This is a genomic window from Candidatus Burkholderia verschuerenii, from assembly GCF_001189365.1.
Lineage (GTDB): Bacteria > Pseudomonadota > Gammaproteobacteria > Burkholderiales > Burkholderiaceae > Caballeronia > Caballeronia verschuerenii.
Map to the genome: position 1 here is coordinate 1 of NZ_LFJJ01000082.1, position 21,829 is coordinate 21,829.

At 62.2% G+C, this 21,829-nt stretch carries 16 protein-coding genes and 3 pseudogenes; 12 read left to right on the forward strand and 7 right to left on the reverse strand.

Annotated features, from left to right (window positions below):
* A pseudogene (locus BVER_RS15260) lies at window positions 1-185 on the forward strand (IS5/IS1182 family transposase); the annotation flags it as partial.
* Window positions 186-380: 195 nt separating this feature from the next.
* On the opposite strand, the gene BVER_RS15265 reads toward BVER_RS15260, so the two are convergent.
* Complete coding sequence (locus tag BVER_RS15265; RefSeq protein ID WP_050454041.1) at window positions 381-599, reverse strand: hypothetical protein; 219 nt, start codon at window positions 597-599, stop codon at window positions 381-383.
* Window positions 600-875: 276 nt separating this feature from the next.
* Here BVER_RS15265 and BVER_RS15270 point away from each other — a divergent pair, with 276 nt between their 5' ends.
* Window positions 876-1,376 carry a hypothetical protein gene (locus tag BVER_RS15270; RefSeq protein WP_050454042.1) on the forward strand — a complete coding sequence of 167 codons (501 nt, stop codon included), beginning with the start codon at window positions 876-878 and terminating at the stop codon, window positions 1,374-1,376.
* Between the two features lie 58 nt (window positions 1,377-1,434).
* Here the strand turns inward: BVER_RS15270 and BVER_RS15275 are convergent, their stop codons facing one another.
* Window positions 1,435-2,847, reverse strand: coding sequence for a lactate utilization protein B (locus BVER_RS15275; RefSeq protein WP_050454052.1), 1,413 nt, complete (start codon window positions 2,845-2,847; stop codon window positions 1,435-1,437).
* Between the two features lie 27 nt (window positions 2,848-2,874).
* A pseudogene (locus tag BVER_RS32575) lies at window positions 2,875-3,591 on the reverse strand ((Fe-S)-binding protein); the annotation flags it as partial.
* 167 nt (window positions 3,592-3,758) lie between these two features.
* On the opposite strand from BVER_RS32575, the gene BVER_RS15280 reads away from it, so the two are divergent.
* A complete protein-coding gene (locus tag BVER_RS15280) occupies window positions 3,759-4,529 on the forward strand; it encodes an IclR family transcriptional regulator (protein WP_050454043.1) in 771 nt (256 codons plus the stop codon).
* 120 nt (window positions 4,530-4,649) lie between these two features.
* Here BVER_RS15280 and pbpG read toward each other — a convergent pair whose 3' ends face one another.
* Window positions 4,650-5,834 carry a D-alanyl-D-alanine endopeptidase gene (gene pbpG / locus BVER_RS15285; RefSeq protein ID WP_050454044.1) on the reverse strand — a complete coding sequence of 395 codons (1,185 nt, stop codon included), beginning with the start codon at window positions 5,832-5,834 and terminating at the stop codon, window positions 4,650-4,652.
* Window positions 5,835-6,635: 801 nt separating this feature from the next.
* Between pbpG and BVER_RS15290 the strand changes: the two genes are divergently transcribed.
* Window positions 6,636-7,211, forward strand: a complete 576-nt coding sequence (locus BVER_RS15290; RefSeq protein WP_050454045.1) for a phasin family protein — start codon at window positions 6,636-6,638, stop codon at window positions 7,209-7,211.
* Window positions 7,212-7,539: 328 nt separating this feature from the next.
* Window positions 7,540-8,064: a fimbrial protein gene (locus tag BVER_RS15295; protein ID WP_083452203.1), complete on the forward strand. Its 525-nt coding sequence runs from the start codon at window positions 7,540-7,542 to the stop codon at window positions 8,062-8,064.
* 87 nt (window positions 8,065-8,151) lie between these two features.
* Here the strand turns inward: BVER_RS15295 and lpdA are convergent, their stop codons facing one another.
* The 3 genes from lpdA to aceE form a co-directional block, all read right to left on the reverse strand.
* Window positions 8,152-10,203: a dihydrolipoyl dehydrogenase gene (lpdA, locus tag BVER_RS15300; protein WP_083452204.1), complete on the reverse strand. Its 2,052-nt coding sequence runs from the start codon at window positions 10,201-10,203 to the stop codon at window positions 8,152-8,154.
* Window positions 10,204-10,311: 108 nt separating this feature from the next.
* Complete coding sequence (gene aceF, locus BVER_RS15305) at window positions 10,312-11,949, reverse strand: dihydrolipoyllysine-residue acetyltransferase (RefSeq protein ID WP_050454047.1); 1,638 nt, start codon at window positions 11,947-11,949, stop codon at window positions 10,312-10,314.
* A gap of 78 nt (window positions 11,950-12,027) precedes the next feature.
* Entirely contained in the window at window positions 12,028-14,724 is a 2,697-nt protein-coding gene (gene aceE / locus BVER_RS15310) for a pyruvate dehydrogenase (acetyl-transferring), homodimeric type (RefSeq protein WP_050454048.1), read from the reverse strand.
* A gap of 279 nt (window positions 14,725-15,003) precedes the next feature.
* Between aceE and fixL the strand changes: the two genes are divergently transcribed.
* The 7 genes and pseudogenes from fixL (at window position 15,004) to maiA (ending at window position 21,704) form a co-directional block, all read left to right on the forward strand.
* Complete coding sequence (gene fixL, locus BVER_RS15315; protein WP_050454049.1) at window positions 15,004-17,535, forward strand: oxygen sensor histidine kinase FixL; 2,532 nt, start codon at window positions 15,004-15,006, stop codon at window positions 17,533-17,535.
* The gene (gene fixJ, locus BVER_RS15320; protein WP_050454050.1) at window positions 17,532-18,167 is read left to right on the forward strand and encodes an oxygen response regulator transcription factor FixJ; all 636 of its coding nucleotides are present in this window, start codon (window positions 17,532-17,534) and stop codon (window positions 18,165-18,167) included. Before fixL ends, fixJ begins: the two co-directional genes overlap by 4 nt.
* Before the next feature lie 469 nt (window positions 18,168-18,636).
* On the forward strand, window positions 18,637-19,884 hold the full coding sequence (locus BVER_RS15325) for a DUF3300 domain-containing protein (RefSeq protein ID WP_050454054.1): 1,248 nt from the start codon (window positions 18,637-18,639) through the stop codon (window positions 19,882-19,884).
* Between the two features lie 66 nt (window positions 19,885-19,950).
* Window positions 19,951-20,502, forward strand: coding sequence for a DUF2950 family protein (locus BVER_RS35615; RefSeq protein ID WP_332309112.1), 552 nt, complete (start codon window positions 19,951-19,953; stop codon window positions 20,500-20,502).
* Entirely contained in the window at window positions 20,405-20,848 is a 444-nt protein-coding gene (locus BVER_RS35620; protein WP_332309113.1) for a DUF2950 family protein, read from the forward strand. The genes BVER_RS35615 and BVER_RS35620 overlap by 98 nt, the downstream gene beginning before the upstream one ends.
* A 42-nt stretch (window positions 20,849-20,890) precedes the next feature.
* Window positions 20,891-21,043, forward strand: a pseudogene (locus tag BVER_RS30195) (fumarylacetoacetate hydrolase family protein); the annotation flags it as partial.
* 16 nt (window positions 21,044-21,059) lie between these two features.
* On the forward strand, window positions 21,060-21,704 hold the full coding sequence (maiA, locus tag BVER_RS15335) for a maleylacetoacetate isomerase (RefSeq protein ID WP_050454051.1): 645 nt from the start codon (window positions 21,060-21,062) through the stop codon (window positions 21,702-21,704).
* Window positions 21,705-21,829 lie beyond the last annotated feature (125 nt).

The following is a 21,829-nucleotide window of genomic DNA, read 5'->3' on the forward strand; positions in this document are numbered from 1 at the left end:
TCAAGGGGCAAACCGGCGACGCGCTGCATGCGGTGCTGTGTGCGGCCGGCTACAACCTGCGCTGGCTGCTGCGCGCGATCGTTCGTCTGGGCCTTGGCCCTATATTCTTTTTGCTGCTCGCGTGGGCGCGTTTTCAGCTCAACGTCATGCCTCAACCTCTACTCGTGCGCTGCAGACCTGGCTGAGATGTGCGTTTACGTCTGCACCAGACTGCGTCGTCGGGTCCATTCCGGCAAATTCAATTTTGCAGGCCAGACGAAGTAACGCGTTTGATTAGTCTTCGCTGCAAATGAAAATGGCGCCCTCACATGGGCGCCATTTTTTTGGCGTGACTGGCGGCGCGGCGTTACGTGACGCGCGACCGCATGCGTGACGACGCGTCAGAGGCTCTTGCGCCCCGTCACGGCAGCGGGCGTCGCGCCGTGATCCTCGACGAGGCCGAGCGAGATCGCGCGGGCCAGTTCGGCGCTGACGCTAGCGACGTCCGACGCTTGCCGGCGAGCCGCTTCGGTGCGGACTTCGCTGGTGTGCAGATAGAACGCCAGCATGATCGGCAGCAGAATCGCGACGGGCCAGTAAGTTGAGATGGCGTGTTTCATGGGACTGCCTTCGGTTTGGAATGCCGCCTCACAAAGAAAACAGATACATTGGCGGACGCTTTGAATGGTACGCAATCGCCGGAATCTTAAAAAGCCACTGAAAAGCAACACAGCGTTGCGCAACGAACAACAAGCAAGTTGCCGGCCTGAAATGATGAATGACGGAAACCACGGAAAGCTTGTCTTGCCGCCGTCATAAAGGCTTACAAACTTGTCGGGGACAAAGCCGGTTGCGCGCGGTCTCACACAATAACAATCGAGCATTTTTCAATCGATATGAAATTCGCGGTAAGTGGTCTTCTCGTCGCATGTTCCGTCGCCCTGCTGGGCGGATGCGCGGCTTATCCCGACGGCCCCGGCTATGGTGGCGGCTATCCGAGCGTCTATGACGATCCGGGCTACGGCTACTACGGCGGCGGCCCGGTCGTGCAGCCGAGCGTCGTCGTGAACGGTGGCTATTACTACGGTCCGGGTCCGCGTTATTGGGACGATGGTCCGGGCTGGCGTCGCCCGTATCCGCAGGGTGGCTATCCGCCGGGCGGATGGCATCGGCCACCGCCGGATCGCGGACCGGGCGGCGGTGGCGGTCGTCCGCCGAACGCGGGTGGTCCGCCGCCAGGTGGCCCGCCTCCGCAGGCCGGCGGCGGGCAATTGCCTCGCGCGGTCGGTGGCGTGCCGCCGGGACGTCCCGCCGCGCCGCCTCCATCCAATGCAGGTGGCAATCGTGGCGGTGGCGGCAATCCGGCTCGCTGGCACGAAGGCCCGGTCGGAAACTGAGCTGATAAACGACAAAAGCGACGGGAAACCGTCGCCTTTGTCGTTGGTGTCTCGTCTTTCAGCCGAGATGCGTACCCTGCGCCTTGTATAACTCCCGGAACGTGCGCCCGACCGGCGCGGGCATATCGCGCGTGCCGGTCCAGCCTGCGCCAATCGGCAATCGGGAAATCGTCTTGCGATTGCCGCCCAGACGCTCGAGCACGCGCACCACGAATTTCGTGAACAACGCATAGGCCGTGGGCCGCATCGCCAGATAACCCCACGCCGCGAGCGCCGCGCGTTCGCGCCACGGCCGCAAATGCCGCTCCATCTGCTTCTCGCGCAGTTTGCGCAGCAGATCGGACAGCGGAATTCCAACCGGACAGACGCTGTTGCATTCGCCGCATAGCGTCGCGGCCTGCGGCAGATCCAGCGCGCGGTCGATGCCTACATACGACGGCGTCAACACCGAGCCCATCGGTCCGGGATAGACCCATACATACGCATGACCGCCGATCTTCTGATACACCGGGCAATGGTTCATGCACGCGCCGCAGCGGATGCAGCGCAACATCTCCTGAAACTCGCCGCCGATCAGCCCGGTGCGCCCGCCATCGACGAGCACGAAGTACATATGCTCGGGACCGTCTTGCTCGCCCGCCGCGCGCGGGCCGGTCAGCAGCGAAAAATAGTTGGAGATGGTCTGTCCCGTAGCCGAGCGCGGCAGCAGGCGCATCGCGGTCGCGAAATCTTCGAGCGTCGGCAGAATCTTTTCGATACCCGTCACCGCCACATGCACGCGCGGCATCACGGTACACATGCCTTCATTGCCTTCGTTCGTCACGACGGCAACCGAGCCCGTCTCCGCGACCAGAAAGTTGCCGCCCGTCACGCCCATATCGGCCGACATGAAATGCGGACGCAGCACTTCGCGCGCTTCCTTCGTCATCTCGGGGATATCGGTTAGACGCGGCTTGCCGTGCGTCTTCGCGAACAGATCAGCGATCTGCTCCTTATCCTTGTGCACGACCGGCGCGATGATATGGCTCGGCGGCTCGTTATCGTTGATCTGCAAGATATATTCGCCGAGATCGGTCTCGATGGACTGCACGCCCATTTCGCCGAGCACGCGGTTCAACTGCATCTCCTCCGACACCATCGACTTGGTCTTGATGACCTTCCTGACCTCGTGCTTGCGCGCGATATCGGCAACGAGCCTGGCCGCGTCCTGCGTCGATTCCGCGTAGAGCACGGTCGCGCCGCGACGCGTCGCCTCGCGTTCGAAGGTTTCGAGCCACACGTCGAGATTCTCGAGCGCGCGATTGCGACGTTCCTTGAGCGCATCGCGCGTCGCTTCGAAATCGATATCGCGCACGGCGGTGGCGCGCGCGCTGACGAACTTGGTCGAGAGCTTCGTGAGATTCTGCTGCAGGCGTTCGTCCGCGAGCTTGCTGCCGGCGCGCGCCTTGAAGTGCATCGTCTGGACTTGCATGGCGGTCCCCGTTATAACGCGCAGCGCATCGCCAGCGAGCACTAGCGCGATATGCAGCACGCGCGTGGTCGTGTCGCCGGTGCGGCGCAGGCGTCCTTCGATATTCAGGATGCAGCCGAGGTCGCCGAGCACGACCGTATCCGCGCCGCTCGCCTTGATGTTGGCGCATTTCTCGTCGACGATGGCCGTCGAGATATCGCCGTATTTCACCGCGAATGTGCCGCCGAAGCCGCAGCAATGCTCGCAGCCGCTCATCTCGGTCACGGCCACGCCCGCTTGCCTGAGCAGTTCGCGCGGCTGCGTCTTCACGCCGAGTTCGCGCAGTCCCGAGCATGAATCGTGATACGTCACGCTGCCCTCGAACACGCCCGGCTCCATGCGCGCCTTCGCGACATTGACCAGAAAATCCGTCAGTTCGAACACGCGCGGCTGAAGGCGCGCGTAACGGCGCATCAATTCGGGATCGTCGCGGAACAGATCGCCGTAATGCGCGCGGATCATGCCGCCGCACGAACCGGACGGCACGACGACATAATCGAACTGCTCGAATTCGCGCAGCGTTTTTTCCGCGAGATCGCGCGCCAGCGGGCGATCGCCGAAGTTGTAGGCCGGCTGGCCGCAACACGTCTGCGCCGGAGGCACGACGACTTCGAAGCCCGCGCGCTCGATCAGCTTGATGACCGAGAATCCGATCTCGGGCCGCATCAGATCGACCAGGCAGGTGACGAACAAACCGACTCGCATGGGGGCGTTTCCTGTTTTTTGAAAATGATGTGAACGCAGGCCGATTATCCGCGAAAAGCGCCGCCCGACGTCGATCCTGCGGGCAGTGCAGCATCGTCTTTAATTTTTTTCACATTATGAGATACAATGCGGATTCCGCAGTTTGACGCATCAACCGATTTTTCACGATGAGCGATACGAACCCGGAATCCAAAACCTCCATTCAGGTGATCGAGCGCATGATGCGTCTTCTCGACGCCCTCGCCGATCACACCGATCCCGTCAGTCTCAAGGAACTCTCGCAGAGCACGGACCTGCATCCGTCGACGGCGCACCGCATCCTGAACGACATGGTGCTGTGCCGTCTGGTGGATCGCTCCGACCCCGGCACGTACCGGCTCGGCATGCGCCTGCTCGAACTCGGCAATCTCGTGAAAGCGCGACTGTCCGTGCGCGAAGCCGCGATGCCGCCGATGCGCGAACTGCATCGGCAGACGGGACAGACGGTCAATCTCTCGGTGCGTCAGGGCGACGAGATCGTGTATATCGAGCGCGCGTATTCGGAACGTTCGGGCATGCAGGTCGTGCGGGCCATCGGCGGACGCGCGCCCTTGCATCTGACGTCGGTCGGCAAGCTCTTTCTCGCCGCCGACGAAGCCTCGCGCGTGCGCGCCTATGCCACGCGTACCGGTTTGTCCGGGCATACGCAGAACAGCATCACCGATCTGAGCAAGCTCGAGCGCGAGTTGTCCTTCGTGCGCCAGCAATCGTGCGCGCGCGATAACGAAGAGCTCGAACTCGGCGTGCGCTGCATCGCCGCGGGCATTTACGACGATACCGGGCGGCTCGTCGCGGGACTGTCGCTGTCGGCGCCCGCCGATCGCCTTCAGGATGCATGGCTCAAGCAACTGAGCCATACCGCGCTGGAAATCTCGATGTCGCTTGGTTATCACCCCTAGCAGGCCAACGGCGACGGACATCAGCCGCAGCACGCGCATCGCTGAAATCAGCGGCACGGCCAAGAAAAAGCCGGATGTGTCTCACGACGCATCCGGCTTTTTGTCGAGCTAAACGACCGCTCAGGGATTGGCGTTGGAACCCATGTCCGCGCTGATGATGTGCGGCTCGCCGAGCGTATCGAGGAACGAACGCAGACGGCCGGCATCGGCGAAACGCGAGTACTTGCCGTAGGAATCCAGCAACACCATGATGACCGGACGGCCATTGACCGTCGCCTGCATCACGAGACACTCGCCCGCTTCGTTGATAAAGCCGGTCTTCTGCAGACCGATATCCCACGATGCATTGCGGATCAGCGCGTTCGTGCTGTTGTAGGCGAGATTGCGCTTGCCCGTGTTCACGTCATAGCTGCGATCGGTCGAGAATTTGCGGATCAGCGGATATTGATACGCTGCGTTCACCATCTTCACGAGATCTCGTGCGCTGGACACGTTCAGGCTCGTGAGACCGGTCGAGTTCTCGAAATGCGTGTCGGTCATTCCGAGCGACTTCGCCTTGGCATTCATCGCGGCGATGAATGCCGGACGGCCGCCCGGGTAATAACGCGACAAAGCGGCAGCCGCGCGATTTTCCGACGCCATCAACGCGATATGCAGCATGTCCTCGCGATCGAGCACCGAGCCGACCGCGAGACGCGAGCCAGTGAACTTCTCGTAATCGCGATCTTCGTCCGTCACCGTCATTTCGTCGGTGAGCGGCAGATGGGCGTCGAGCGTGACCATTGCCGTCATCAGCTTGGTGATGGACGCGATCGGCACGACGGCGCGCGAGTTCTTGTCGAACAGCATTTCCGACGTGTTCTGGTCGACCACGTACGCGACGCTCGAACGCAGCGCGAGGCTGTCGGGCGTTTCGTGCAGGCCGAACGCCTGACCGACCGACGTCGCGCGCGGCTGGTACGCCACGGAATGCACGGCGGCGCGGCGGCCGTGACCGTCCATCCGATAGCTCGCGCGATGCTTGCGCGAACGCGGTGCGTCGTCGTCATCGGCGGCGACCTTGGCGGCCTTCACGGGTTTGGGCGACTTCAGCGAAGTCTTGGCGACACGAGCGGGCTTCTCGGCTTTCGCGGATGACTTCGACGACTTCTTGACGGACTTGGTTGTGGTGGCGGACTTCGCGAGGGCTTCAGCCGGAGCCGCTGCGAAGGACGTCGCTACTACGATGGAGACGGCAATCGACAGCGCCGAGCGCACTGCCACGCCATGCACCACCTTCAACGACGAAAACATTTCGGTTTTCATTAGTGTTCTATTTGGGCGGCTGGAAGGTTCCGCCAAGTGTAGTGAAGCTACGAAATTTAAGCAATATTAAGTACTTATCGATGCTCGTTAAACCGAGTTGTAAGCGTCGACAGGCGGTTGCCGGTCCGGGGCGCGCATTGATCGGAAAAAATGATCCTGCGCGCAGAATAAAAGCTGCCGCTATCGCGCCCGGGCAATGGCCTTGAGCGTGCTATCGGCAATATTTTCTGCAACTTGAGCCTGATTTTTAAACCGGGGAACGATCGAACCGGAAACAAACGACGGGCGGAAGGTTGCTGGCTGCTTCATGAAACGACGGAATGTGTCGCGGTGCGGCAGGAACGTCGTAGCGGGCAGCCGGAATGAATGTTAACGGTTTTGCCACAATTTGGTGTACGGCGCTGTCCTAAAAATAAGATGAGGCGCATTAAATTCTTATGGACGCGACGCGGCTTTAAGACTCGCGTCGATCTTGAGTAACATCAAACTTTCATCGGGACGTGTTTCCATGCCCTTTCCGACGATGTCCGCACGGGGCGCGAACGCTCGCTCCAGTTTGGTGCACAGGGTTTGCCCGGATCCTTCTGAAGTCTTTTTGGTATACCAGTAAGGTTTTGTTTAAAAAGCATTTTCGTACTTTTGTGCGTCGCACAAAAAGCGCTTGACATCCATCGGAATCTCTCTAAAATGGCTTTCATGTTGCGACGCACCAAACGCGTTCGCACCTGGCGGCGGCAAACCTTGGCCCCGCATCTACCAAACCACGACCCGCATTGATGGGTCGGCTATCAGGAGCCTGAGATGACCCTGTTGACCCCCGAGCAAATCGCAGCCGCACAGAAAGCCAACTTCGACACGCTGTTCGGCCTCACGAACAAGGCGTTCGAAGGCATGGAAAAGCTGGTCGAACTGAATCTGCAAGTCGTCAAGTCGACGCTCGCGGAAAGCCAGGAAAACACCCAGCGCGCCCTGTCGGTGAAGGATGCTCAGGAACTGCTCGCACTGCAAGCCAGCCTCTCGCAGCCGGTCGCTGAGAAGGTGCTATCGTACGGCCGTCACCTGTATGAAATCGCATCGGCCACGCAAGCCGAATTCGCCCGCGTCGCCGAAGCTCAGTACGAAGAGCAGAACCGCAAGGCGCAAACGCTCGTCGACAACGTCGCGAAGAACGCACCGGCCGGTTCGGAAACCGCTGTCGCCGTCATGAAGTCGGCCATCACCGCCGCCAACACGACGTACGAAACGGTTCACAAGGCAACGAAGCAAGCCGTCGAAATCGCCGAAAGCAACTTCAACGCTGCCGCCACGGCTGCGACGAAGGCCGCCGCTCAAGCGACGGAACAAGCTACGCGCACGGCCAAGAAGGCTACGGCGTAAGTTTGCGGCCGGGTTCGCCCCGGCTGGCTGCACACGCTCTGAATGACGAAAAACCCGGCCTAGTGCCGGGTTTTTTATTTGGCGCCGCTTTGCATCGATGTCCGGATCCTCATTCCGAACTTCACACGCCCGCCTCTCCTGCCGTTCGCGCCGGTCTTTACATTAAGACTTTCACCAAAGAACCTTTCACCAACATTTCATATACTGCGCGTGGTTTGAGCATGACTGCCGGATCATGAGGCGTCGTCTTCCGTCCAGTCGTAATCGAATACAGCGTGCAGGCAGGTTTCGCACACGATAAGTCAATTTAAGCAGGAATACTATAAAAATGAGAGCCCTCAAGCGTGCTGGTTTTGCAGCCTTGATCAGCCTGGCGAGCATGACGGCCAACGCCACCATGCCATTCGACGGCACGATTCATTTCACCGGAAAGGCACTCGGCAGCACATGCGTCGTCGAAGGCGGCGAAAGCTACGTCACACTGCCGACGTTCTCCATCAATACCATGACGGCGGGCTCCACGGCTGGAGACACGCCGTTCACGGTCGCGGTGAGGAACTGCGCACAGACCAACACAAAGGTCAGCGTGTACTGGAATTCCACCGACACGATTACGGAAAACGGCCGCCTGAAGAACAACGGAACCGCTACCGGCCTCGAACTCCAATTGCTGAACGCGGATGGGAGCGTGATCGACATGAGCCAAGGCGAAGGCGCGCAAAATTCGAAGGGCGGAACCTTCGTCGACGGATCGGCAAGCTTGCCTTACGTCGTTCGCTACTACTTCGCCACGGACCGACCGAGCCAAGGAAGCATCGAAAGCTACGTCACCTACTCTGTCGTCTACAACTAGAACGGCTCGCCAATCGGCCGAGCCGATACAAAAAGGGCACGCAATCTCTTGCGTGCCCTTTCGTCATCGAGCCGACAACGCGCCCGATTACTTCTTCTTCTGCGGCGGCAAATCCGTACACACGCCTTCGTACAGTTCCGCTGCCATGCCGACCGATTCGCCGAGCGTCGGATGCGGATGGATCGTCTTGCCGATATCCGTCGCGTCCGCGCCCATTTCGACCGCGAGGCACACTTCGCTGATCAGATCGCCCGCGTTCAGACCGACGATACCGCCGCCGATCACGCGATGCGTCGTCTCATCGAAAATCAGCTTGGTGAAGCCTTCGTCGCGACCGTTGGCGATCGCGCGGCCCGATGCGGCCCACGGGAACACCGCCTTGCCGTACTTGATGCCTTCAGCCTTGCACTGGTCTTCCATTTTGCCCGCCCACGCCACTTCCGGATCGGTGTAAGCCACCGACGGAATCTGCATCGCGTCGAAGTACGCCTTCTCGCCGTGCGCCGCTTCCGCCGCGACATGGCCTTCGTGCACGGCCTTGTGCGCGAGCATCGGCTGGCCGACCAGATCGCCGATCGCGAAGATATGCGGCACATTGGTGCGCATCTGCTTGTCGACGTTGATGAAGCCGCGATCCGTCACCGCCACGCCCGCCTTGTCCGCGCCGATCTTGCCGCCGTTCGGACTGCGGCCGACAGCCAGCAGCACGAGGTCGTAACGCTGCGGTTCGGCCGGCGCCTTCTCGCCTTCGAACGTGACGTAGATGCCATCTTCCTTGGCTTCCGCCTTGGTCGTCTTGGTCTTGAGCATCACGTTCTTGAAGCGCTTGGCGTTGAACTTCTCCCAGACCTTCACCAGATCGCGGTCCGCGCCCTGCATCAGGCCATCGAGCATTTCGACGACGTCGATTTCCGCGCCGAGCGTCGAATACACCGTCGCCATTTCCAGGCCGATGATGCCGCCGCCCACCACGAGCATTTGCTTCGGAATCTGACGCAGTTCCAGCGCGCCGGTCGAATCGACCACGCGGGGATCGTCCGGGAAGAACGGCAGCTTCACCGACTGCGAACCCGCCGCGATGATCGCCTGCTTGAACTTCACCACCTTCTTGCCGTCCGGACCCTGCACTTCCATATGGTTCGGATCGACGAAGTTGCCCACGCCCGTCACGACCGTGACCTTGCGCGCCTTCGCCATGCCCGCGAGACCGCCGGTCAGCTTCTTGACGACGCCTTCCTTGAAGCCGCGCAGCTTGTTGAGATCGACCTTCGGTTCGCCGAAGCTGATGCCGTGCGAGGCCAGCGCCGCCGCTTCGTCGATGACGAGCGCCGTGTGCAATAACGCCTTCGACGGAATGCAGCCGACGTTCAGACACACGCCGCCGAGCGTCGAATAACGTTCGACGAGCACGGTCTTCATGCCGAGGTCGGCCACGCGGAACGCCGCCGAATAACCGCCGGGGCCTGCGCCGAGCACGAGCATGTCGCATTCGACATCGGCCGAACCCGAATAGCTGCCTGCCTTCGGCGCGGGCATCGGCGCTGCTGCCGCCGCTGCGGGAGCCGGAGCCGCTTTCTGCGGTGCGGGCGATGCCGCCGCCACGCCGCCTTCGAGCGTCAGAATCAGCGTGCCTTCCGACACGTTGTCGCCGATCTTGACCTTCAGTTCCTTGACGACGCCCGCCGCCGGCGACGGCACGTCCATCGTCGCCTTGTCGGATTCGAGCGTGACGAGCGACTGTTCCTTCTCGACCTTGTCGCCCGGCTTCACATGCACTTCGATGACCGGAATGTCCTTGAAGTCGCCGATATCCGGCACCTTCACGTCCTGCACGGCACCCGATGCAGCCGGAGCCGGTGCAGCAGCAGCGGGTGCCGGTGCGGGCGCGGAAGCAGCCGCGCCTTCGGTCTCGATCATCGCGATGACCGAGCCTTGCGAAACCTTGTCGCCCTGCTTGACCTTCACTTCCTTGATCGTGCCTGCCGCGTCGGCAGGCACTTCCATCGTCGCCTTGTCGGTTTCGAGCGTGATGACGCCCTGTTCCTTTTCGATGGCGTCACCGGCCTTGATATGGACTTCGATGACATCGACATCGGAGAAGTCGCCGATGTCGGGTACTTTTAGTTCGACGAGACTCATGTTGTCCCCTAGAAGAAGAGCGATAGGAACCGGACGCATCCGGTTCCGCCGTCGGCCGCGAGCGCGCGCATCGTTCGAAAAAACGACGCGCGCGCCACGATCAAACGATCACAGAATGACGCGACGGAAATCGCCGAGAATCGCCGACAGATACGCGTTGAAGCGCGCCGCCGCCGCACCGTCGATGACGCGATGGTTGTACGACAGCGACATCGGCAGCGTGAGGCGCGGCACGAACTGCTTGCCGTCCCACACGGGCTTCTGATAGCCGCGCGACAGACCGAGAATCGCGACTTCGGGCGCGTTGATGATCGGCGTGAAATGCGTGCCGCCGATGCCGCCCAGCGACGAAATCGAGAAGCAGCCGCCCTGCATCTGGTCGGGCTTCAGCTTTCCTTCGCGCGCCAGCTTCGACAGGTCGGCCATTTCCTTGGCGATATCGATGAGGCCCTTCTTGTCGGCATCGCGGATCACCGGAACGACCAGGCCGTTCGGCGTATCGGCCGCGAAACCGATGTGGTAGTACTGCTTGAAGACGAGGTTGTCGCCATCGAGGCTCGCATTGAAGTCCGGGAACTTCTTCAGCGCCGAGACCACGGCCTTGATCACGAACGCCAGCATCGTGAACTTGACGCCCGCCTTCTCGTTTTCCTTGTTCAGCTTGACGCGAAGCTCTTCGAGCTCGGTGATGTCCGCTTCGTCGTTGTTCGTGACGTGCGGGATTATCACCCAGTTGCGATGCAGATTCGCACCCGAAATCTTCTTGATGCGCGACAGCGGCTTCGGCTCGACCGGACCGAACTTGGTGAAGTCGATCTTCGGCCACGGCAGCAGGCCGAGTTCGCCGCCACCGGCACCCGCAGGCGCGGCCGCGGGCTTCGCGCCCTGACCGGTCATCACGCCCTTCACGAACGCGGTGATGTTTTCCTGCGTGATGCGGCCCTTCGGACCCGTTCCCTGCACACGCGACACATCGACGCCGAGTTCGCGCGCGAACTTGCGCACCGACGGCGATGCGTGGCTCGACGTGCGCGAGCCGTCGCCTGCGGGCATCGCGGGCGCTTGGGCGAGTGCGGACGGCGCTTCCTTCGCGGGCGCGGCCTTGGCCGGCGCATCCGACGGCGCGGCAGCCTTGGCGGGCGCGGGAGCCGGTGCGGGCGCAGGCACTGCCGCCGCGCCGCCACCGCCTTCGAGCACGAGGATCAGCGAGCCTTCGGAGACGTTGTCGCCGACCTTGACCTTCAGTTCCTTGACCGTGCCCGCTGCGGGCGACGGCACATCCATCGTCGCCTTGTCGGATTCGAGCGTGACGAGCGACTGTTCCTTCTCGACCTTGTCGCCGACCTTCACCGAAATTTCGATGACGGGAATGTCCTTGAAGTCGCCGATATCCGGCACCTTCACTTCGGTCGTGCCGCCACCGCTAGCTGCAGCGGGCGCGGGTGCCGGAGCAGGCGCGGCAGCCGCTTCCTGCTTGGTTTCTTCCTTCTTCGCGCCACCGCTTTCGGCGCCTTCCAGAATGACGATCAGCGCGCCTTCCGACACGTTGTCGCCCACCTTGACCTTCACTTCCTTGACGACGCCTGCCGCCGAACTCGGCACGTCCATCGTCGCCTTGTCGGACTCGAGCGTGACGAGCGACTGCTCGGGTTCCACCGTGTCACCCACCTTGACCAGAACCTCGATCACGGGGATGTCCTTGAAATCGCCGATGTCCGGCACTTTGACTTCGATCGCTTGACTCATTATTAGTGTCTCCTGGGTTGCACGCGGCCTCTCTCCGCTTCGGAAAGAGGCGCGTCACAACACACGGGGGCGATGCCTTTAGACGGTCATCGGGTTGGGTTTGGACGGGTCGAGGTTGTACTTCTTGATCGCCTCGCCGACGACCTTGCGCTCGATCGTGCCTTCGTCGGCCAGCGCGTTCAGCGCAGCCAGCGTGACCCAGTAGCGGTCGACTTCGAAGAAGTGGCGCAACGCTTCACGCGTATCCGAGCGGCCGAAGCCGTCGGTGCCGAGTACCACGAACTTGTTCGGAACGTACGCGCGAATCTGGTCCACGAGCGCGTGGATGTAATCGGTCGATGCGATCACCGGGCCTTGCGCGTCCTTCAGCAGCTTGGTGACGTGCGGCACGCGACGGTCGTCGGCCGGATGCAGCAGGTTCCAGCGCTCGCACGCCTGACCTTCGCGGGCGAGTTCAGTGAAGCTCGGCACGCTCCACAGATCGGCCGTGACGCCCCAGTCGTTCTTGAGCAGATCGGCGGCGGCGATGACTTCGTTGAAGATCGTGCTCGCGCCCATCAGCTGAACGCGCGGACCCTTGCCCGATGCATCCGCACGCTTGAACGAGTACATGCCCTTGATGATGTCGCTTGCGACCACATCGCCTTCGGGGATCGCCGGATGCTCGTAGTTCTCGTTCATCACGGTGATGTAGTAGTACACGTCTTCCTGCTCCTGCACCATGCGGCGCAGACCGTCCTGCATGATGACGGCGAGTTCGTAGCCGAAGGTCGGGTCGTAGCTCACGCAGTTCGGAACCGACGCCGCCCACAAGAGCGAGTGGCCGTCTTCGTGCTGCAGGCCTTCGCCGTTCAGCGTCGTGCGGCCGGCGGTGCCGCCCAGCAGGAAGCCGCGTGCGCGCATGTCGCCCGCCGCCCACGCCAGATCGCCGATACGCTGGAAGCCGAACATCGAATAGAAGATGTAGAACGGGATCATCGTCTCGCCATGCGTCGAGTACGACGTCGCGGCCGCGATCCAGTCGCACATGCCGCCGGCTTCGTTGATGCCTTCCTGCAGAATCTGACCCGTCTCCGATTCCTTGTAGAACATGAGCTGGTCGGAGTCTTCCGGCACGTACTTCTGGCCGTCCTGATTCCAGATGCCGATCTGGCGGAACAGGCCTTCCATACCGAAGGTACGCGACTCGTCCGGCACGATCGGCACGACGCGCTTGCCGAGCGTCTTGTCCTTCAACAGGATGTTCAGAATCCGCACGAACGCCATCGTCGTGGAGATTTCACGGCCTTCGCCCGTGCCCTTGAGCAGCGGTTCGAACGCGGCGAGCGCCGGCACCGGCAGCGATTCCGCCTTTTGGCGGCGCGCGGGCAGATAGCCGCCGAGTTCCTGACGGCGCGAGCGCATGTACTCGAGTTCCTTCGAGCCTTCCTCGAAAGTGATGTACGGCACGTCGACGATCTGCTCGTCGGTGATCGGCAGGCGGAACTGGTCGCGGAATTTCTTTAGCGTTTCGATCGGCAGCTTCTTCTGCTGGTGCGTGATGTTCATCGCCTGACCGTGCTCGCCCATGCCGTAACCCTTGATGGTCTTGGCGAGGATGACGGTCGGCTGGACCTTCGTTTGCGTCGCGGCCGAGAACGCCGCGTAGATCTTGTGCGGATCGTGGCCGCCGCGATTCAGGTTCCAGATGTCTTCATCGGACCAGTCGGCGACCAGCGCCTTCAGTTCCGGCGTGTTGAAGAAGTGCTCGCGCACGAACGCGCCTGACTCCGACTTGTACGTCTGGTACTCGCCGTCGACGACGTCCATCATGCGGCGCATCAGCGCGCCGGACTTGTCGCGTGCGAACAGCGCATCCCAGCGGCTGCCCCAGATGACCTTGATGACGTTCCAGCCGGCGCCACGGAATTCGCTTTCCAGTTCCTGGATGATCTTGCCGTTGCCGCGCACCGGGCCGTCGAGACGCTGCAGATTGCAGTTGATGACGAACACGAGGTTGTCCAGACGCTCGCGGCCGGCCATGCCGATCGCGCCGAGCGATTCCGGCTCGTCCGTTTCGCCGTCGCCCAGGAACGCCCACACCTTGCGGCCGTCGGTCTTGCAGATGCCGCGCGCTTCCATGTACTTCATGAAACGCGCCTGATAGATCGCCATGATCGGGCCGAGACCCATCGACACGGTCGGGAACTGCCAGAAGTCCGGCATCAGCCACGGATGCGGATACGACGAAATGCCCTCGCCGCCCACTTCCTGGCGGAAGTTGTTGAGCTGCTTCTCGGTCAGGCGGCCGAGCAGGAACGCGCGCGAGTACACACCCGGCGACGAATGGCCCTGCACGAACACGAGATCGCCGCCGTGTTCTTTCGACGGCGCGTGCCAGAAGTGGTTGAAGCCGACGTCATACAGCGTCGCGGCGGAAGCGAACGATGCGATGTGGCCGCCGACGTTGGTGTCCTTGCCCGCGCGCAGCACCATCGCGATGGCGTTCCAGCGCGTGTACGAGCGAATGCGGTGTTCGATGTCCTGGTCGCCCGGAATCTTGGCCTGACCAGCGACGGGAATGGTGTTGATGTACGGCGTGTTCGCCGAAAACGGCAGGTGCTCGCCGTGTACGCGAGCGAATTCGATCTGCTTCTCGATCAGGTAGTGGGCGCGGTCGGGGCCGACCGCCGAGATCACGCCGTCGAGCGCGTCGAGCCACTCGGCGGTTTCCTGAGGATCGTCGTCATTGGCATTGGCGACATATTTGAGAACTTCGTCGGGTACAGCGGACATGCTCGTCTCCTGATGTGAGGAACACTCTGGGAACCGCCAGCGCACGCTCGCACGAAAGCGGACACGGGCTGCGTGCCGGCATTCTAAAGAGGGTCCTGAGGCTGAAGCAAGGAATTTTTCAAATCATGAGAGTTAATCTCATAATATAAAAAATGCTGCAATGCACCGTCCGATATAGGGTTGTTGGTCAGACGTATCTCCTCCTTTTGCTGCAAATCGCTGTTCTTTACCGTCTTTTTACGCCAATTAACAATCCGACGCTGCGTTACAATCGGTCCCATGTTGACAGACCGGCTCAAACGCTCGGCACGGGTCGCGCGCAAGCCGACCGACGCGTCGCCCTCCCGCTGGCACCACGGACCGTGGTGGTCGAACTCTTATTTGCTCACGCCGCTTATTTCCATCCTGGTTTTTCTGGTGGTGATGAGTCTGATTCTCTGGAGCCTCAACCGGCGCGAGCAGCAGCAGGAAGACACGCTGTATCGCAACGTCGCGTGGGCGCAGCAGCAGATCCGCCTGTCGATGACCGGCGCGCAGGAGCAGATTCAGGCGCTCGCACGCGATATCGCCAGCGGCCACGGCGATCCGCAGACGTTCCAGACGTCGTCGACCGACATCATGCAGGGGCATCCCGAGATCCTCTACATGAACTGGTACACCAGCGAGCACAAGCCGCGCTGGCCCAACACGCCGCTGCCCGTACTCGGTTCCCGCCTCGCCAAACCCAACGACACGCAGATGGACGAGGCCGTGCAGGCCGCCTTCGACGAAGCCCGCAGCACGCGCCATCAAGTCTACTCGCCGCTGCTCTACGACGATCTCGGAAACGGATACATCACGTTGCAGACGCCGGTTTTCCGCGATCGCGACTTCCTTGGCTCGATCGCGGCGGTGTTCTCGATCGAAGGCATCCTCAAGCACGACATTCCGAGCGAACTGTCGGCGAAGTACAAGATTTCGATCACCGATCTGAACAACCGCGAACTCGCGACCACGTCGAGCCGTCCGCGTCTGCCGCGCGACATGTTCTACGATCTGCCGCTCGATCCGCCGGGACAGGGTTTGTCGGTGCGCGTGTATTCGTATCCGCAACTGACCAACTTCACCAACAACACGCTGGTGTGGCTCGTCGCCGGGCTGTCGTGCTTCGTGCTGTGGAGTTTGTGGAGTCTGTGGAAGCACACGCGCCAGCGCTTCGAGGCGCAACAGGCACTCTACGCCGAAGCCTTTTTCCGCCGCGCGATGGAAAACTCCGTGCTGATCGGCATGCGCGTGCTCGATATGCACGGCCGCATCACGCACGTGAATCCGGCGTTCTGCCGCATGACGGGCTGGGACGAAAGCGATTTGGTCAGCAAGAACGCGCCGTTCCCGTACTGGCCGCGCGACGCGTATCCCGAGATGCAGCGTCAACTGGACATGACCTTGCGCGGCAAGGCGCCCTCGTCCGGTTTCGAATTGCGCGTGCGTCGTAAGGACGGCTCGTTCTTCCACGCGCGTTTGTATGTCTCGCCGCTGATCGACAGTTCGGGCCGTCAGACCGGCTGGATGTCGTCGATGACGGACATCACCGAACCGAAACGCGCGCGCGAAGAACTCGCCGCCGCCCACGAACGCTTCACGACGGTGCTCGAAAGCCTCGACGCGGCCGTCTCCGTGCTAGCCGCTGACGAAGCCGAACTGCTGTTCGCCAACCGCTATTACCGCCATCTGTTCGGCATTCGCCCGGACGGGCATCTGCAACTGGCGGGCGCGGGCTTCGACAACGGCGTGCCGAGTTCGTCGTCCGACACCATCGACATGGTCGATACCTACGCGGGTCTGCCCGCCGCCGCGCTCACAGAAGGCTCGGCGGATGCGCAGGAAGTCTACGTCGAAGGCATTCAGAAGTGGTTCGAAGTGCGCCGCCAGTACATTCAGTGGGTCGACGGCCATCTCGCGCAGATGCAGATCGCGACCGACATCACGCAGCGCAAGCAGGCGCAGGAACTCGCGCACCAACAAGAGGAAAAGCTCCAGTTCACCAGCCGTCTGATGACGATGGGCGAAATGGCTTCCTCGCTCGCGCACGAACTGAATCAGCCGCTCGCCGCGATCAACAACTACTGCTCCGGCTGCGTCGCGCTGGTGAAATCCGGCCGCATGACGCAGGAAACGCTGCTTCCGGTGCTCGAAAAAACCGCCCAGCAGGCCGTGCGCGCGGGCATGATCATCAAGCGCATCCGCGAGTTCGTGAAGCGTTCGGAGCCGAAGCGTCAGGCCACGCGCGTTGCGGATATGGTTGCGGACGCGGTCGGTCTCGCCGAAATCGAGGCGCGCAAACGCAAGATTCGCATCGTCACCGAAATCCGTTCGCGCATGCCGGTGATCTACGTCGATCCGGTTTTGATCGAGCAGGTATTGGTCAACCTGTTGAAAAATGCCGCCGAAGCGATGCATGATGCGAAACCGAACGCCATCGATCCGGTGATTCGCGTCATCGTGCAGCGCATGGACGGCGGCTTCGTCTGCATCAGCGTGGTCGATCAGGGACCGGGCGTGGACGAAGCGACGGCAGAGAGGCTTTTCGAACCGTTCTACAGCACGAAATCTGATGGAATGGGCATGGGGCTGAATATTTGCCGCTCGATCATCGAATCGCATCGCGGCCGGCTTTGGGTGGTCAACAACGTCGAGGCGGACGGTCATGTGACCGGCGCGACGTTCCACTGCAGCCTGCCGATCGGCGAAGTGGACGGTTCATCCGATTACGGCGGCTCTGACGCAAAAGACGAACATACGAGACAACAAACAGTAACGGGAGAACTATGAGCACTGTCACCACTCAGGAAACCGTTTTCGTCGTCGATGACGACGAAGCCGTGCGCGATTCCTTGCGCTGGCTGCTCGAAGCGAACGGCTACCGCGTGCAATGTTTCTCCAGCGCGGAATCATTCCTCGACGTCTATCTGCCGATCGCGCATTCCGGCGCGATCGCCTGCCTGATTCTCGACGTGCGCATGGCCGGCATGACGGGTCTCGAATTGCAGGAAAAGCTGATCGCCGAGAACTCGCTTCTGCCGATCATCTTCGTGACGGGTCACGGCGACGTGCCAATGGCCGTTTCCACGATGAAGAAAGGCGCGATGGACTTCATCGAGAAGCCCTTCGACGAAGCCGAACTGCGCAAGCTCGTCGAGCGCATGCTCGACAAGGCACGCACCGAGAGCACCAGCGTGCAGCAGCAGCGCGCCGCCGCCGAACGGCTCGGCAAGCTCACGGCGCGCGAGCATCAGGTGCTGGAGCGGATCATCGCGGGCCGGCTGAACAAGCAGATCGCGGACGATCTCGGCATCAGCATCAAGACGGTGGAAGCGCATCGCGCGAACATCATGGAAAAGCTGTCCGTGAACACCGTCGCCGATCTACTGCGTCTCGCGCTGTCGAACAAGCCGCAGCAATAAGGCTGCGTCCGCACAAGCTACTCCGCTCTTTCCGCGCGGCCGGGCAAGCGTTCCCGGCCGCGTCTGTCTTTGGCCTCGTCCTTCCTGCTTTTAGGACGAGCGCGTCCCGCCCTCTTCCCCTCGTTGTCTGACGTGTTGAAACGTGATATTGCGTTGATGGCGTTGACTCGGGATCGGCTCACCTCGTAACGTGACCGCACCCTGATTTAACTACCGGACTGTCTTCGACCGCGCATTCGCGTCGAGCCGTATCGTGCTTGCGGGCAAACGTTTCACGTAGGGCTTGCGTGTGCATCGACGGCGAAGTCCGGTTTGTTTCGTTTTGCTTAACGACGTCGCTTTCTCCGTTCATTTCGGGACGCGCGGGTCACGCCGATCGCGGCGTATCTGCTCGTCCGCTTGTTCTGAGCGTGAGGTACAGGAGGATCCAACCTTGAAAATAAACACTCACTCCGCCCCGTCGGCGGGCCTGCGCCCGGTGCGCCTGCTCGCCTTGTGCGCCGCGCTTCCGCTCGTGACGCTGCACGCGCCGCTCGCGCAGGCGCAGACCCAGGGCAGCGCGCCCGCCGGCCAGAAGCTCACGAACCAGCAACTCGATTCGCTCACCGCGCCCGTCGCGCTCTATCCCGATGCGCTGCTCGCGCAGGTGCTGATGGCATCGACCTATCCGCAGGAAGTCGAGCAGGCGGCGCAATGGGCGCAGCAGAATCCGAACGTGAAAGGCGACGATGCCGTGAAGGCCGTGCAGTCGCAGCCGTGGGATCCGAGCGTGCAGTCGCTCGTGGCGTTTCCGCAGGCGCTCGCCACGATGGCGTCCAAACCGGACTGGATGACGCAGTTGGGCAACGCTTTCGTCGCACAGCCGAGCGATGTGATGGACTCCGTGCAGCGCCTGCGCCGCGCCGCGCAAAGCGCGGGCAACCTGAAGACGACGGAGCAGCAGAAAGTCGTCGTGCAGCAGGCGCCGAGCACCAGCGTGACGACCATTCAGATCGAGCCGGCCAATCCGCAAGTCGTCTACGTGCCGACGTACAACCCGACGGTCGTGTACGGCGCGTGGCCGTATCCGGCGTATCCGCCGGTCTACGTGCCGCCGCCCGGCTATGCGATCGCGACCGGTTTCGCCACCGGTCTCGCGTTCGGCGCGGGCATCGCGGTCGCCAATTCGTTGTGGGGCAACTGCGACTGGAATCACGGCGACGTGAACGTCAACGTGAACCGGTACAACAACATCAACGTGAACAACCGGCTCAATGCGAACAGCAACAACAATCTCGCCAACCGGCAGAACAACTTCAACAACCAGAATCTGGGTGGCGCGAACCGCGACCAGTTCCGTGGTCGCGACGAGCAGCGCGCGCAGGCCGCGCAGAAGACCTTGCAGCAGCGCACCGGCCAGAACATGAATCAGACGGCGTCGCAGCGTGCGCAGAACATTCGTTCGGGCGGCGGCGAGAATGCGCGCACCACCGGCAATCTGAATCAGCGCGCGCAGAACGTGAATCGCGACAACGCCTTGCGCGGCGCGGGCGACGGCAACGCCGCGCGTCAGGATGCGCAGCGCGGTCAGGCGAGCCGGCAATCGTTCCAGAATCAGCAGGGCAATCGCATGGGTGCGAACGGAGGCGGCGTTCAGCGTGAAGGCGGCGGAGGCGGATTCCACGGCGGCGGTGGCGGCGGAGGTTTCGGAGGCGGCGGCGGATTCCATCGTCGATGAGTCGATGACAACCCGTCCAACGTTCAGCGCCACCGACATGGCACACGCCCGATCCAGGAGCCCAAGATGATTCATACGCAAGCCAACACCACACTCAAGCGCGCGGCGATCGCCGCGCTCGCCGCGACATCGCTGTCGCTCACGGCATCGCTTGCGCACGCGCAGGCCGCTTACCCCACGCCCGATGCCGCCGCGCAGGCGCTGACCGACGCCATCGCCGGCAACGATGCCACCGCACTCGCGAAAGTGCTGGGCAAGGACCACGCGCGTTACGTGCCGGGCGACAGCATCGGCGAGCAGGATATTTACCAGTACCTCGGCGCGTGGGCGCAGGGGCATCGCGTCGTCGAAGATACGACGGCAGCCCAAGGCCAGCCGCGCGCGCACGTCGAAGTCGGCACCAGCGGCTGGACGCTGCCGATCCCGCTCGTCAAGAGCGCTCAGGGCTGGCGCTTCGACATGCCCGCCGCGCGCGACGAAGTGCTGACGCGGCGCATCGGCCGCAACGGAGCGCTCGGTGATGCAGGTCGCCCTCGCCTACGTCGACGCGCAGCACGACTATCGCAAGCTGATGAACCATTACGGCCAGCACTTCGTCAGCACGCCGGGCACGCATAACGGCCTGTACTGGGACACCGCGCCCGGCGAGCCTGACAGCCCGCTCGGTCCGCTCGCGGCGGCGATGCCGAACAAGGCGACGGCATCGGGCGGTTACTACGGTTATCACTATCGCATCCTGACGGCGCAGGGATCGTACGCGAAAGACGGCGCGAAGAACTACCTCGCGAACGGTTTCGGCCTGATCGCGTGGCCCGCGCAGTACGGCCAGACCGGCGTGATGTCCTTCATGATCAATCAGGACGGACAGTTGTACGAGCGCAACCTCGGCCCGAAATCGTCGGCCGTGGCGTCGCAGATCAAATCGTTCGATCCGAACGCGTCGTGGAAAGCCGTCACGCCGTAAAGCCGCAACCCGCGTCGCCGCGAGCGCTCCTTGCCTCGCGGCGATCGCCTCGCTTATTTGTCGACGCTGTTCGAACTGTTCCCCGGCGATCTGATCTTCACCGGCACGCCGGAAGGCGTCGGCGCGGTCGTGAAGGGCGATCTGATGAAGGGCGGCGTGGACGGCATCGGCGAATTCGCGGTGCGCGTGGTCTGACGCGGACACGGCGATCATGAAGCTCTACAGCTATTTTCGTAGCTCGGCGGCGTATCGGGTGCGGATCGCGTTGAACCTGAAAGGGCTCGACTACGACTACGCGCCCGTTCATCTGGTGCGCGGCGGCGGCGAGCAGTTGAAGTCCGATTACCGTGCGTTGAATCCGGACGGCATCGTGCCGACGCTGGTCGATGGCGACGACGTGCTCACGCAGTCGCTGGCGATCATCGAGTATCTGGAGGAGACGCATCCGGAGCCGGCGCTGCTGCCGCGCGATCCGGCGGATCGGGCGTTCGTGCGCTCGGTCGCGCTGCAGATCGCCTGCGAGATTCATCCGGTCGATAACCTGCGCGTGCTGAAGTATCTGAAGCACGAAGTGACGGTGCCGGACGACGTGAAGGACGCGTGGTATCGGCACTGGATCGATTCGGGCTTCACGTCGCTGGAGAAGCGGCTCGCGAGCGACAAGCGCGTCGGCGCGCTCACTTTCGGCGATACGCCGACGCTCGCCGATCTCTGCATCGTGCCGCAGGTGTTTAACGCGCGGCGCTTCGATATCGATCTGTCGCCGTATCCGACGATCGTGCGTATCGCGGATCACGCTTCGCAAATCGAGGCGTTCGCGAAGGCCGCGCCCGCCGCGCAGCCGGACGCCGAGTAATAATCGGCATAGGGGCGGCCAGCAAGCTGGCCGGTCCCCTGCCACACCACCCTGCCACACCACCCGGCGTGCGGGTCCGCACCGGGCGGTTCGGGAAGTTGAGGTTATGTGAGGCGAGGCATGCC

What these genes read in the sequence shown, in the direction of transcription:
- BVER_RS15265 (WP_050454041.1), bottom strand. Translation starts at nt 599, where the DNA reads ATGAAACACGCCATCTCAACTTACTGGCCCGTCGCGATTCTGCTGCCG.
- BVER_RS15270 (WP_050454042.1), top strand. Translation starts at nt 876, where the DNA reads ATGAAATTCGCGGTAAGTGGTCTTCTCGTCGCATGTTCCGTCGCCCTG.
- BVER_RS15275 (WP_050454052.1), bottom strand. Translation starts at nt 2,847, where the DNA reads ATGCAAGTCCAGACGATGCACTTCAAGGCGCGCGCCGGCAGCAAGCTC.
- BVER_RS15280 (WP_050454043.1), top strand. Translation starts at nt 3,759, where the DNA reads ATGAGCGATACGAACCCGGAATCCAAAACCTCCATTCAGGTGATCGAG.
- pbpG (WP_050454044.1), bottom strand. Translation starts at nt 5,834, where the DNA reads ATGAAAACCGAAATGTTTTCGTCGTTGAAGGTGGTGCATGGCGTGGCA.
- BVER_RS15290 (WP_050454045.1), top strand. Translation starts at nt 6,636, where the DNA reads ATGACCCTGTTGACCCCCGAGCAAATCGCAGCCGCACAGAAAGCCAAC.
- BVER_RS15295 (WP_083452203.1), top strand. Translation starts at nt 7,540, where the DNA reads ATGAGAGCCCTCAAGCGTGCTGGTTTTGCAGCCTTGATCAGCCTGGCG.
- lpdA (WP_083452204.1), bottom strand. Translation starts at nt 10,203, where the DNA reads ATGAGTCTCGTCGAACTAAAAGTACCCGACATCGGCGACTTCTCCGAT.
- aceF (WP_050454047.1), bottom strand. Translation starts at nt 11,949, where the DNA reads ATGAGTCAAGCGATCGAAGTCAAAGTGCCGGACATCGGCGATTTCAAG.
- aceE (WP_050454048.1), bottom strand. Translation starts at nt 14,724, where the DNA reads ATGTCCGCTGTACCCGACGAAGTTCTCAAATATGTCGCCAATGCCAAT.
- fixL (WP_050454049.1), top strand. Translation starts at nt 15,004, where the DNA reads ATGTTGACAGACCGGCTCAAACGCTCGGCACGGGTCGCGCGCAAGCCG.
- fixJ (WP_050454050.1), top strand. Translation starts at nt 17,532, where the DNA reads ATGAGCACTGTCACCACTCAGGAAACCGTTTTCGTCGTCGATGACGAC.
- BVER_RS35615 (WP_332309112.1), top strand. Translation starts at nt 19,951, where the DNA reads ATGATTCATACGCAAGCCAACACCACACTCAAGCGCGCGGCGATCGCC.
- BVER_RS35620 (WP_332309113.1), top strand. Translation starts at nt 20,405, where the DNA reads ATGCAGGTCGCCCTCGCCTACGTCGACGCGCAGCACGACTATCGCAAG.
- maiA (WP_050454051.1), top strand. Translation starts at nt 21,060, where the DNA reads ATGAAGCTCTACAGCTATTTTCGTAGCTCGGCGGCGTATCGGGTGCGG.